10 protein-coding genes and 1 other RNA gene are annotated in these 13,447 nt (G+C 39.2%); 8 read left to right on the forward strand and 3 right to left on the reverse strand.

Annotated elements, in window-relative coordinates; genetic code table 11:
• The first annotated feature begins 201 nt into the window (after positions 1-201).
• Positions 202-2,304: an AAA family ATPase gene (locus tag QM810_RS07315; RefSeq protein WP_414254375.1), complete on the forward strand. Its 2,103-nt coding sequence runs from the start codon at positions 202-204 to the stop codon at positions 2,302-2,304.
• Between the two features lie 55 nt (positions 2,305-2,359).
• Here QM810_RS07315 and QM810_RS07320 read toward each other — a convergent pair whose 3' ends face one another.
• Positions 2,360-2,842: an S-ribosylhomocysteine lyase gene (locus tag QM810_RS07320; protein WP_061452083.1), complete on the reverse strand. Its 483-nt coding sequence runs from the start codon at positions 2,840-2,842 to the stop codon at positions 2,360-2,362.
• 205 nt (positions 2,843-3,047) lie between these two features.
• Between QM810_RS07320 and QM810_RS07325 the strand changes: the two genes are divergently transcribed.
• Positions 3,048-5,030: a peptide ABC transporter substrate-binding protein gene (locus QM810_RS07325; protein ID WP_414254376.1), complete on the forward strand. Its 1,983-nt coding sequence runs from the start codon at positions 3,048-3,050 to the stop codon at positions 5,028-5,030.
• 77 nt (positions 5,031-5,107) lie between these two features.
• Here QM810_RS07325 and pbp1a read toward each other — a convergent pair whose 3' ends face one another.
• Positions 5,108-7,249 (reverse strand): penicillin-binding protein PBP1A, encoded by a 2,142-nt coding sequence (gene pbp1a / locus QM810_RS07330; protein ID WP_414254377.1) that lies wholly within the window; start codon positions 7,247-7,249, stop codon positions 5,108-5,110.
• Complete coding sequence (recU, locus tag QM810_RS07335; RefSeq protein ID WP_178895375.1) at positions 7,246-7,842, reverse strand: Holliday junction resolvase RecU; 597 nt, start codon at positions 7,840-7,842, stop codon at positions 7,246-7,248. The genes pbp1a and recU overlap by 4 nt, the downstream gene beginning before the upstream one ends.
• Positions 7,843-7,909: 67 nt before the next feature.
• On the opposite strand from recU, the gene QM810_RS07340 reads away from it, so the two are divergent.
• The 6 genes from QM810_RS07340 (at position 7,910) to gndA (ending at position 13,442) form a co-directional block, all read left to right on the forward strand.
• Positions 7,910-8,437 (forward strand): SLOG family protein, encoded by a 528-nt coding sequence (locus QM810_RS07340; protein ID WP_178895374.1) that lies wholly within the window; start codon positions 7,910-7,912, stop codon positions 8,435-8,437.
• A gap of 69 nt (positions 8,438-8,506) precedes the next feature.
• Entirely contained in the window at positions 8,507-8,842 is a 336-nt protein-coding gene (gpsB, locus tag QM810_RS07345; RefSeq protein WP_006150353.1) for a cell division regulator GpsB, read from the forward strand.
• An 18-nt stretch (positions 8,843-8,860) separates the two neighbouring features.
• Positions 8,861-9,242: RNase P RNA component class B (rnpB, locus tag QM810_RS07350), an RNA gene on the forward strand.
• An 82-nt stretch (positions 9,243-9,324) separates the two neighbouring features.
• Positions 9,325-10,503, forward strand: coding sequence for a THUMP domain-containing class I SAM-dependent RNA methyltransferase (locus QM810_RS07355; protein ID WP_414254378.1), 1,179 nt, complete (start codon positions 9,325-9,327; stop codon positions 10,501-10,503).
• A complete protein-coding gene (mapZ, locus tag QM810_RS07360) occupies positions 10,496-11,941 on the forward strand; it encodes a cell division site-positioning protein MapZ (RefSeq protein ID WP_414254379.1) in 1,446 nt (481 codons plus the stop codon). The genes QM810_RS07355 and mapZ overlap by 8 nt, the downstream gene beginning before the upstream one ends.
• Positions 11,942-12,017: 76 nt before the next feature.
• Entirely contained in the window at positions 12,018-13,442 is a 1,425-nt protein-coding gene (gene gndA, locus QM810_RS07365) for an NADP-dependent phosphogluconate dehydrogenase (RefSeq protein ID WP_414254380.1), read from the forward strand.
• Positions 13,443-13,447 lie beyond the last annotated feature (5 nt).

Raw genomic sequence — 13,447 nt, forward strand, 5'->3', positions numbered from 1 at the left:
GGGTAAAACCTAGAAATGAGGTACAACCTATGATGAACATTAGTATTTTTAGAATTCCAATTACAAAATCTGTATTGGATAAAGAGAAACCAGAAATTATACGTAGAGTAGCAAATTGCTAGTCTAAAATTTTTAAAACAAAGGTCAGAGAAAGTCAGATTAATTTGACTAACTAATTTTGAATTTAACGAGGTATGAAATATGAACAACAACTTTAATAACTTTAACAACATGGATGATTTATTTAACCAATTGATGGGTGGTATGCGTGGATACAGTTCTGAAAATCGTCGTTACTTGATTAACGGTCGTGAAGTAACACCTGAAGAATTCGCGATTTACCGTCAAACAGGTCAACTTCCTAGCGAAGGAAGTGATCAAGCTCAGTACGTTCAAGGTAAAGCCATGAAACAAGATGGTATTCTTGCAAAACTTGGGCGTAACTTAACAGCAGAAGCTCGTGAAGGTAAGTTGGATCCAGTTATTGGACGTAATAAGGAGATTCAAGAAACATCTGAAATCCTTTCTCGTCGTACAAAGAATAACCCAGTTCTTGTCGGTGATGCTGGTGTTGGTAAAACTGCTGTAGTAGAAGGCCTTGCACAAGCTATTGTGAATGGTGATGTTCCAGCAGCAATCAAGAACAAAGAAATTATCTCTATTGATATTTCAGGTCTTGAAGCTGGTACGCAATACCGTGGTAGCTTTGAAGAAAATATTCAAAACTTGGTAAACGAAGTCAAAGAAGCTGGGAATATTATCCTCTTCTTCGATGAAATTCATCAAATTCTTGGTGCTGGTAGCACAGGTGATGGTCAAGGATCTAAAGGACTTGCGGATATCTTGAAGCCTGCTCTTTCACGTGGGGAATTGACAGTGATTGGTGCAACAACTCAAGATGAATACCGTAATACCATCTTGAAAAACGCAGCCCTTGCTCGTCGTTTCAACGAAGTAAAAGTTAATGCTCCATCTGCTGAAGATACTTTCAAGATTCTTCAAGGTATTCGTGATCTTTATCAACAACACCACAACGTCATCTTGCCAGATGAAGTATTGAAAGCAGCTGTTGATTACTCTGTTCAATACATTCCACAACGTAGCTTGCCTGATAAGGCTATCGACCTTGTCGATGTGACAGCTGCTCACTTAGCTGCACAACATCCAGTAACAGATGTACATGCTGTGGAACATGAAATTGAAGAAGAAAAAGCTAAACAAGAAGCTGCGGCTGCTAAAGAAGATTATGAAGCAGCTTTAAATGCAAAAGTTCGTATCGAAGAACTTGAAAAGCAAATTGCTAACCATACAGAAGATCACAAGGTGACAGCGACTGTAAATGACGTAGCTGAGTCTGTAGAACGTATGACAGGTATTCCTGTTTCACAAATGGGTGCAACTGATATTGAACGTTTGAAAGATATGGGCCACCGTTTGCAAACTAAGGTTATCGGTCAAGACAAGGCTGTTGAAGTCGTTGCCAAAGCGATCCGTCGGAACCGTGCAGGCTTTGACGAAGGAAATCGCCCAATCGGTAGCTTCCTCTTTGTAGGTCCTACTGGTGTTGGTAAAACTGAGTTGGCTAAACAATTAGCACTTGATATGTTCGGAACTAAAGATGCGATCATCCGTTTGGACATGTCTGAATACAGCGACCGCACAGCCGTTTCTAAATTGATTGGTACAACAGCTGGTTATGTTGGTTATGATGACAATAGCAATACTTTGACAGAACGTGTTCGTCGTAACCCTTACTCAATCGTTCTTCTCGACGAAATTGAAAAGGCGGACCCTCAAGTGATTACTCTTCTTCTTCAAGTATTGGATGATGGTCGTTTGACAGATGGTCAAGGTAACACTGTAAACTTCAAGAATACGGTGATTATCGCAACTTCAAATGCAGGCTTTGGTTACGAAGCTAACTTGACAGAAGATGCTGATAAACCGGAACTCATGGATCGTTTGAAACCTTACTTCCGTCCAGAATTCCTCAACCGTTTCAACGCTGTGATTGAATTCTCACACTTGAGCAAGGAAGATCTTTCTAAGATTGTAGATTTGATGTTGATTGATGTTAATAAGACACTTGCTAAGAAAGAAATCGACTTGGCAGTGAGCGAAGCTGCCAAAGAATACATGACTGAAGAAGGTTATGATGAAGTCATGGGTGTTCGTCCTCTCCGTCGTGTGGTTGAACAACAAATCCGTGATAAAGTGACAGATTTCCACTTGGATAATCTTGATGCTAAACACCTAGAAGCTGATATGGAAGATGGTGTTTTGGTCATTCGTGAAAAAGCCTAAATCAAGGTTTTGTGAATCAAAAAAGGAACCAGCTGAAAAGCTGGTTCTTTTTTTGTTAAATGACATGACGCTCAAAAGCATCGTCTGAAATTCCTTGTTCAAGAATCAATTTTGCCCACTCCTTAGCAGAGAAAAGACTATGATCCTTGTAGTTACCACAAGACTCAATGGTTGTTCCAGGAACATCTTCCCAAGTTGTAGTCTCAGCGATTTCCTTTAGTGAATCCTTGATGACAACAGCAATTTCAGCGCTAGTATGACGTCCCCACATAATCATATGGAAACCTGTACGACAACCAAATGGGGAACAATCAATCATACCGTCAATGCGAGTACGGATGAGCTTAGCCAAGAGGTGCTCAATAGTATGAAGTCCAGCAGTAGGGATAGAATCCTCATTTGGTTGAACCAAGCGGATATCAAAGTTAGAAATGATATCTCCTTTCGGTCCAGTCTCTTCTCCAATCAAGCGGACATAAGGAGCTTTTACAATCGTATGATCTAGTTCAAAACTTTCAACAATAACTTCTTTTGACATGGTATTTCCTTTCAACTTTCTTCTTTCATTATATCATAAAGCTATAGTTGATAAATGTCAATGATAGAAATTTTCCTAAAAAGATTTTCATATTAAAAATATAGGAAGAAAAAATTTTCAAATCAATTTGAAAAATTCTGAAAATTGTATTGACACTTGGCGAAAAAGGGACTATAATGTATAAAAAGTCAAAAAGGAGTTTATTATGAAATTTTCAAAAGTAATGGCCCTAGCAGGAGTGACTCTATTAGCGTCAGGTGTTTTGGCAGCTTGTTCAGGCTCAGGCTCTAGTGCAAAAGGTGAGAAAACTTTTTCTTACGTTTATGAAACAGATCCAGACAGCCTCAACTATCTGACAACAGGTAAGGCTGCAGTTGCGAATATCACAAGTAATGTTGTTGACGGTTTGATGGAGAATGACCGTTACGGGAACTTCGTGCCATCTATGGCAGAAGACTGGTCAGTATCTCAAGATGGTTTGACTTACACTTATACAATCCGTAAAGATGCTAAGTGGTACACTTCTGAAGGTGAAGAGTATGCACCTGTTAAAGCTCAAGACTTTGTAACAGGTCTTAAATATGCAGCTGATAATAAGTCAGAGGCCCTTTATCTTGTTCAAGAATCCATTAAAGGTCTTGACGCTTATGTCAAAGGTGAAGTAAAAGACTTCTCAGAAGTTGGAATCAAGGCAATTGATGATCAAACTGTTCAATACACTTTGAATAAACCAGAAAGCTTCTGGAACTCTAAGACAACCATGGGTATTCTTGCACCAGTCAATGAAGAATTCCTTACTTCTAAAGGAAGTGACTTTGCCAAAGCAACTGATCCAAGCAGTATTCTTTACAACGGTCCTTTCTTGTTGAAATCATTGGTAGCAAAATCTTCAGTAGAATTTGAAAAGAATCCAAACTACTGGGATAAGGACAATGTTCATATTGATAAAGTAAAACTATCATTCTGGGATGGTCAAGATACAGGCAAACTTGCAGACACCTTTAAGGATGGTGGCTTCTCAATGGCTCGTCTCTTCCCAACAAGTGCAGGATATCCTGAACTTGAAAAAGAGTTTAAGGATAACATCGTTTATACACCACAAGATTCTGCTACTTTCTTAGTTGGGACAAATATTGACCGTCAGTCTTACAAGTATACTTCTAAGACTACAGATGAGCAAAAGACATCAACTAAAAAAGCTCTCCTAAACAAAGACTTCCGTCAAGCCATTGCCTTTGGTTTTGATAGAACAGCCTATGCTTCTCAAGTAAACGGAGAAAGCGGAGCAAGCAAACTTCTTCGTAATTTGTTCGTACCACCAACATTTGTTCAAGCTGATGGTAAAAACTTTGGTGAGTTAGTTAAGGAAAAATTGGTAACCTATGGTGATGAGTGGAAAGATGTTAATCTAGATGATGCTCAAGATGGCCTTTACAATCCTGAAAAAGCGAAAGCAGAATTTGCTAAAGCTAAGACAGCTCTCCAAGCAGAGGGCGTTCAATTCCCAATTCATTTGGATATGCCAGTTGACCAAACTAATACTACAAAAGTTCAACGTGTTCAGTCATTGAAACAATCACTTGAAGCAACATTAGGAACTGACAATGTCGTTGTTGATATTCAACAACTTCAAAAAGATGAAGTCTTAAATGTTACCTACTTTGCTGAAACAGCTGCTGGAGAAGATTGGGATCTCTCAGATAACGTTGGATGGTCTCCAGACTACATTGACCCATCTACTTACCTTGATATCATCAAACCATCTGTTGGTGAAAACACGAAGACTTATCTAGGATTTGATGCTGGTACAAACAACGCTGCTGCCAAACAAGTTGGTTTGGAAGATTATGAAAAGATGGTTGTTGAAGCCGGAAACGAAAACACTGATGTTTCAAAACGTTATGATAAATATGCTGCTGCCCAAGCTTGGTTGACAGATAGCGCTTTGATTATTCCAACAACTTCTCAAACTGGACGTCCAATGTTGTCTAAGATGGTACCATATACTCTTCCATTTGCATACTCAGGTAACAAGGGTATGAGTGAAGCCCTCTTGTACAAGTACCTTGAACTTCAAGATAAACCAGTAACTGCTGATGAATATCAAAAAGCTCAAGATAAATGGAAGAAAGAAAAAGAAGAATCTAATAAAAAAGCGCAAGAAGATCTTGCAAACCATGTAAAATAAAAGAAGATGGAGTTAGTGATTAACTCCATCTTTTGGTAAATAAAAACCTAGGAAGATGTTTCCTAGGTTTTTATTGATTATTGTTGTCCTTGAGAATTTTGATTTTGTTGAGGGTTTTGATTTGTATTTGTATTTGGAGCAGTTGGATTCTGAGCAGTATTTGGGCTAGTAGTTTCAGCTACTGAAGTTTGATTTTCAGTTGTTGAGCTGGAAGCTGTTGTTGAGGATTGTTGAGTTGTTTGGGGAATCCAGTTGCTACGTGCCCCATTCTTAAAGACGTAATCACCGCTTCTATAAAGTCCTTCTGGCATGGTCCAATCACTAGGGTGATCATCCTCTGCTAGATACTGCATCATAGAACGATAGATGCTAGTGGCAACAGTAAAGCCATCACCAACGATTGGAGTAAGGCGGTTTGAGTAACCGGTCCAGACTGCCATTGAATACTTACGGGTATAACCAACAAACATTTCGTCTGGAGCAACAAATTGACTTGTTTTAATATGGTTTTCAATCTCTTCATCAGTATAGTTTGATGTACCAGTCTTACCTGCTTGTGGAAGCCATGAAATATAAGCATCTCGACCTGTACCAGAGTATAATACTGTTTTCATCATTTCTGTCATCATATAGGCAGTTGTTTCTTTCATAGCGCGAGTACCTTGATCAGAGAACTCTTTTGAACTACCGTCACTGAAGACAATTTTATTGATGTACATTGGTTTATAATAGATACCACCGTTAGCGAAAGTAGCATAGGCAGCAGCCATTTTCTCACTACTTGCACCGTACTGTTTACCTGATTCGGTCGTATTACTTGAAATTGCGTTTGCGTATACCATGGTTGGATAATCAATGCCTAAACCATTTAGGAAACCTTTTGCTTTATCGAGTCCAACTCTATCGAGAGTTTCAACGGCTGGTACGTTACGAGATTGTTGGATAGCAGTTTGAAGGGTAATATTACCATAATACCCCCTATCCCAGTTATAAACAGGAATGTTAGTGCCTGGATAGTTGTACGGAACATCCTTGAGCATGTAGGCAGTAGAGTCATAAATGCCATATTCTAATGCAGGGGCATAGTCTGTGATTGGTTTCATGGTAGAACCCCAGTCACGGTTAGTTTCAACAGCTTGGTTAATACCGAAAGATACGTTACTAGCTTGGTGGCGAGAGCCGAGTTGAGCAATAACCTTACCATTTGATACATCAATAATAGTAGAAGCTGCTTGGATTTCATCATCTGGATAGTTTACATATTCATCCGTGTTGTATACATCCCAAAGTCGTTTTTGAACGTCTTGGTCTACGTTAGTGTAGACATCCATTCCAGTAGTTAAAAGGTTGTAGCCTGTCTCTGTTTCAACTTGTTCAATCACTTCTTTGAGGTAATTGTCTAAATATGGAGGGTAGCTGTTGCTTCCTTTGAGACTTTGTAAACCATCAGTGATTGGTGTGTTGATAGCTGTTTCATATTGCTCAGCTGTTAAATAGCCTTGCTTTTGCATCTCTGATAGGACTAGATTACGACGTTCTGTTGCTTCTTCTGGATGAGAATAAGGATCGTATTGGTTAGGTGCCTGTGGCATTCCGGCTAGAAGAGCAAGTTGTGGAATTGATAGGTCTTTTAAATCTTTACCATAGTAACTTTGAGCTGCAGTTTGCATTCCATAGTTACCATTTGACATGTATACTTTATTGATGTAATATGTCAAAATTTCCTGTTTGGTCGCAGTTCTTTCTAACTGAATAGCTAGCCAAGCTTCTTGGGCCTTACGTGCGATTGTTTGGTCTGATGATGATGTTGAAAAGTAAGTTAATTTTATTAACTGTTGCGTCAAGGTTGAACCACCTTGGAGGCCACCTCTACTAGTTAAGTTTCGCAGGAAAGCTCCAGCTATTCGAATGCTATCGATTCCTCTGTGATTAAAGAAGCGATGATCTTCAATTGATACTATTGCATTTACAAGTTCAATAGGAATGTCACTGCTTTGAGCATTAACACGACGCTCTGCTCCTAAGTCAGCAACCAATTCGTTTTTACTGTCGTAAATTTTACTTGAAGTTGTTGCGACAAGTTTGCTTTCAGAAAGTTCTGGTGCTTTAGATACATAGTAGAAGAAGACACTTCCACCAATCAATATTGCAGCAATAAAAGCTGCTAAAAATCCAATTCCTAGATATTTAGCAATGCGCCAGAAAAAATGTTTATTCATATTGTTTTACCACCTAGTAAATGTTGTTTGACGATATCGAGGTATGGTATTTGAGGAAAGGCTTGTTGCTCAATCACATAACCATGATCTCGAATATAATCAAGCGGCATTGATTTTTTTCCCATATCCTGATGATAAAAATGGATGAGGTCAATCGCCGGTAATAAATATGTCTCCTGATAAGAAGAAAAGTGGATTAAGACGAAGCATATACCCTTTTGTTCAAGAACCTGTTCCATATGCAAAATCTGATGAGAATGGAAGTTCTTCATCGGGAAAGCATTTTTTTGTCTGGTTTCCTTGGCTTCGAAATCGATATAAAATCCTTCATAAACACCCGAGTAGTCAGTAGTTGAAGCCTGTCTAAAATAGGCTTCGACAATTTTAGCGCGACTCCGTTGAGGGTAGTCGACTCGAACTATCTGAACTGGGGTTGGCTTTTTGTGAATGACTGCTATTCCATGTGATAGATAGTAGTCGTTCGTAGCATTTATCATCTTTTCAAAGCTCATCCCTCGATTTGCGAAATTTTTAGTTTGGGGCAGAGAAGTTTTACTTGGTTTAGATGAAAGTTTATGTGGATAGTTGACCATAATCCTCCTTATTGGTACAATAACATCACTTTATTATACCACAAAGGTCAACAGAAAGGGTGAAAAAATGCATACAGCCTTGGTTTTAGGATACTCAGCTTTTGATTTAGGATTGTTAAATGAAAAGGATATTCGGTTAAAAATTATAAAAAAAGCCATTCGTAGAGATTTGGAAAGATTAGCTGAGGAAGGGTTGAAATGGCTAGTTTTCACAGGCACTCTTGGTTTTGAACACTGGGTCTTAGAAGTAGCTAGAGACATGAAGGAGGCCTATGAATTTCAACTAGCGACTATTTTTGATTTTGAGACACATGGATCAAACTGGAATGAGGCTAACCAGGTCAAATTGAGTGATTTTAAACAGGTCGATTTTGTCAAATATGCCTATCCAACTTATGAGCACAAAGGCCAATTGAGAGATTATCAGATTTTTTTACTCGAAAATACGGATGGCGCCTATATTTTTTACGACGAAGACAACGAAACAAAAATGAGATTTTTTTACGAACTGATGAAAAAGAAAGACAACTATATGACAAAAAGATTAACATTTGAGGAATTAAACGAAATAGCCGAAAATTTTTCCGAAAATTGAGGCTTTGACCTTGCTTTTTGTTTGCCTTTTTTTATATAATAATACTAGTAACTGAGAATGGAGAGAGACATGGCAAGTATTATTTTTACAGCAAAGGATATTTTTGAGCAGGATTTCGGAAGAGAAGTACGTGGATACAGTAAAGCAGAGGTAGATGAATTCTTAGATGACGTTATCAAGGACTATGAAACCTATGCAGCGTTGGTTAAATCACTACGTTTGGAAGTCGCAGAATTGAAAGAGCAATTGGCGAACAAACCTCAGGCGGCACCTGTATCTGTAACGTCTGAACCTGCTGAGCTTGGAAGTACGACTTCTATGACTAATTTTGATATCCTGAAACGCTTGAATCGTCTTGAAAAAGAAGTATTTGGCAAACAAATTGTAGAAAATTCTGATTTCTAAGAATTATACAGTTGTGCAATTTTTGGATAATCGCGTGGAGAGTTTATCTTTTCATGAGGAAAGTCCATGCTAGCACAGGCTGTGATGCCTGTAGTGTTTGTGCTAGGCGAAACCATAAGCCTAGGGACGAGAAATCGTTACGGCGAGTGAATAGACTAAGTTTTCGGATATGTTTTAGTAGCTCTGAAAGTGCCACAGTGACGAAGTCTCTCTGGAAACAGAGAGAGTGGAACGCGGTAAACCCCTCAAGCTAGCAACCCAAATTTTGGTCGGGGCATGGAGTGCGCGGAAACGAACGTAGTACTCTGACTGCTAGCAGCTTCTAGCTGTTAGTGGTAGACAGATGATTATCGAAAGAAGTGGTCCTAGTCGCTTCTGGAACAAAACATGGCTTATAGAAAATTGCATATAGGTTGGGGCTGAGAAATTTTCTCAACCTCATTTTTTAAAGGTGAACAAGAGAAAGGTCTTTAAAGACTGACATGAAACAAACATTTAATATAATAGCGACTGCTGCAGCGGGTTTAGAGGCTGTTGTAGGTCGTGAAGTGCGTGCACTTGGCTATGATTGTCAAGTTGAGAATGGTCGCGTTCGCTTTGAAGGAGATGTAAAGGCAATTATTGAAACTAATTTGTGGCTACGAGCTGCAGATAGGATTAAGATTGTTGTTGGGACTTTTCCTGCAAAAACATTTGAAGAACTTTTTCAAGGAGTTTTCGCCTTAGATTGGGAAAACTATTTACCACTTGGAGCGCGTTTTCCAATTTCAAAGGCTAAGTGTGTCAAATCAAAACTTCATAATGAACCTAGTGTTCAAGCTATTTCTAAAAAGGCAGTTGTTAAGAAATTGCAGAAACATTATGCTCGACCAGAAGGTGTTCCGCTGATGGAAAATGGTCCAGAGTTTAAAATAGAGGTTTCAATTCTTAAAGATGTTGCGACTATCATGATTGACACAAGTGGCTCTAGTCTTTTCAAACGAGGTTATCGTACTGAAAAAGGTGGTGCTCCTATTAAAGAGAACATGGCAGCAGCAATTCTGCAATTATCAAACTGGTATCCTGATAAACCCTTGATTGATCCGACCTGCGGTTCAGGGACCTTCTGTATTGAGGCAGCTATGATTGCTCGTAATATGGCGCCAGGTTTGCGCCGTTCCTTTGCTTTTGAGGATTGGAACTGGGTTAGTGATCGTTTAATTCAGGAAGTCCGCACAGAAGCAAGCAAGAAGATTAATCGTGAAATTGAGCTAGACATCATGGGCTGTGATATCGATGGCCGCATGGTGGAAATTGCTAAGGCAAATGCTCAGGCTGCGGGAGTTTCTAAGGATATCCACTTTAAGCAGATGCGCGTGCAGGATTTGCGAACGGACAAGATCAATGGAGTTATTATTTCGAATCCACCGTATGGAGAACGCTTGTCAGATGATGCAGGAGTAACCAAGCTCTATGCTGAGATGGGAGAAGTATTTGCTCCCCTTAAAACATGGAGTAAATTTATCCTGACTAGTGATGAAGCTTTTGAAAGTAAATATGGTAGTCAGGCAGATAAAAAACGGAAACTCTATAACGGTACCTTGAAAGTTGATTTATATCAATATTTTGGTCAACGTGTGAAAAGGCAAGATGTTAAAAAAGAAAGGAATGCAGATGAGTAAGAAAAGACGCGATCGTCATCATAAAGGTGAACAAGAATCTAAATTTGAATTTGAAGAAGCTAAAGATTTAACGGTTGGTCAGGCTATTCGTAAGAACGAAGAGGTTGAAGCAGGTGTGACTCCAGATGATACCATCTTAGATAAATATATCAAGCAACACCGTGAAGAAATCGAAGCAGACAAATTTGAAAATTTACAAACGAAAAAAGAGGAATCTACTCAAAGCTTGGATGATATGATCCAAGAAGTTAGAGAAACTACTGAACGAGAAAATGTCTTAAGTCCGGAAGAGGAAGCAATTGCTCTTGCAGTAGCCACAGATACAACTGAAATCGTTGCCCAAGAAGCCGAAGAAGAGGAAACGAGAGTTCTCGAGCAACCTTTTAAGGATGAATTGGAAGCTGTGGAAATGGCTGAGGTTGATAACTCCGAAGTTGCAGTGGTTTATGAGGAAAATGAAGATCAACTTCAACCCTTATCTCGTTCTGCTCAAGCAGATGATGAACCACAAAATAAAAAGAAATGGGCAATTTTGTCAGCTATTATTTTAGTAATCCTCTTAATTTTTGGAGGTGGCTATTACGTTTATCGTCAGATTGCGCGCTCTTCTCAAGAACTTCAAACTAAGGCTGCAGATTCAGGCTTGGTAAGTAATCAGTCGGTCTATGAACAATTTAATGCGCTCTACGACACGTTTTATACTGATGAAAACAAAACAGCTCTTAAAAATAGCCAGTTTAGTCAACTGAATCAATTGAAGGAACTTCTAGATAAACTTGAAGGAGCGAGAGAACACACTCTGGCTAAATCAAAATACGATAGTCTAGAAACCCAAATAAAAGCTATCCAAGAAGTGAATGCACAATTTGAAACTCCAGCTATTACAGATGGTGTTTTGGATACAAATGCAAAAATCAAAGCGGATGCTAAATTTACAGATATCAAGACTGGTAATACAGAAATTGACAAACTTCTAGATAAAGCAATCAGTCTTGGTAAGAGTCAATTAGCAAGTACAACAACAAGTACAGCTTCAACGACTGCTGCTAGCCAAGAAGCTTCAAGTCCAACTACAGAAAGTAGTCCATCTACTTCAACAAACGAGCCTGCGTCATCTACTAATGGTGGCTTATCAAGCGAAGGCGTTAATTTGCAAAGAAGTGTGAGCCGAGTACCGTATAATCAATCCGTAGTTAATGATACTAGTAATCCTGCCTGGACTTTTGCAGATGGTGTCCTTGAAAGAATTCTTGAGACATCCCGTGCACGTGGATATATCACTGGAAACCAATATATCTTGGAACCTGTAAATATCGTTAATGGCAATGGTTATTACAACCTTTATAAACCAGATGGAACTTATCTCTTCACCCTTAACTGTAAGACAGGTTACTTTGTAGGGAATGGTTCTGGCCATGCGGATGATTTAGACTACTAGTCAAATTGTTATAAAATTCTTTCTTTTCACAGATAAACATGATAAAATAAAACATATTAAATAAGAGGAGTGTCACATGACAAAAGCTAACTTTGGTGTTGTTGGTATGGCCGTAATGGGTCGTAACCTTGCCCTTAATATCGAATCTCGTGGTTATACAGTTGCTATTTATAACCGTAGTAAAGAAAAAACTGAAGATGTGATTGCTTGCCATCCTGATAAAAACTTTGTGCCAAGCTATGATATCGAAAGCTTCGTAAACTCTATTGAAAAACCACGTCGTATTATGCTTATGGTTCAAGCAGGACCTGGTACAGATGCAACAATCCAAGCCCTTCTTCCACACTTGGACAAAGGTGATATCTTGATTGATGGAGGGAACACTTTCTATAAAGATACTATCCGTCGTAATGAAGAGTTGGCAAACTCAGGTATCAACTTTATCGGTACAGGTGTATCTGGTGGTGAAAAAGGTGCCCTTGAAGGACCATCTATCATGCCTGGTGGACAAAAAGAAGCTTACGATTTGGTAGCTGACGTTCTTGAAGAAATTTCTGCAAAAGCACCAGAAGATGGAAAACCATGTGTGACTTACATCGGTCCTGATGGAGCAGGTCACTATGTGAAAATGGTCCACAATGGTATCGAGTACGGTGATATGCAATTGATCGCAGAAAGCTATGACTTGATGCAACACTTGCTCGGTCTTTCAGCAGAAGACATGGCTGAAATCTTTACTGAGTGGAACAAGGGTGAATTGGACAGCTACTTGATTGAAATCACAGCTGATATCTTGAGCCGTAAAGATGATGAAGGTCAAGATGGTCCAATCGTAGACTACATCTTGGATGCTGCGGGAAACAAAGGAACTGGTAAATGGACTAGTCAATCAGCCCTTGACCTTGGTGTGCCATTGTCACTCATTACTGAGTCAGTATTTGCGCGTTACATCTCTACTTACAAAGAAGAACGTGTACACGCTAGCAAGGTTCTTCCAAAACCAGCCGCTTTCAAATTTGAAGGCGACAAGGCTGAATTGATTGAAAAAATCCGTCAAGCCCTTTACTTCTCAAAAATCATCTCATACGCACAAGGTTTTGCGCAATTACGTGTAGCTTCTAAAGAAAACAACTGGAACTTGCCATTTGCAGATATCGCTTCTATCTGGCGCGATGGATGTATCATCCGTTCTCGTTTCTTGCAAAAGATCACAGATGCATACAACCGTGATGCAGATCTTCCTAACCTTCTTTTGGATGAGTACTTCTTAGATGTCACTGCTAAGTACCAACAATCAGTTCGTGATATCGTAGCTCTTGCTGTTCAAGCTGGTGTACCAGTACCAACATTCTCAGCAGCGATTACTTACTTTGATAGCTACCGTTCAGCTGATCTTCCAGCGAACTTGATCCAGGCACAACGTGACTACTTTGGTGCTCACACTTACCAACGTAAGGATAAAGAAGGAACATTCCACTACTCTTGGTATGACGAAAAATAAGTAGG

The sequence above is a fragment of the Streptococcus infantis genome, assembly GCF_047464155.1.
In the GTDB taxonomy this organism is placed as follows: domain Bacteria; phylum Bacillota; class Bacilli; order Lactobacillales; family Streptococcaceae; genus Streptococcus; species Streptococcus infantis_U.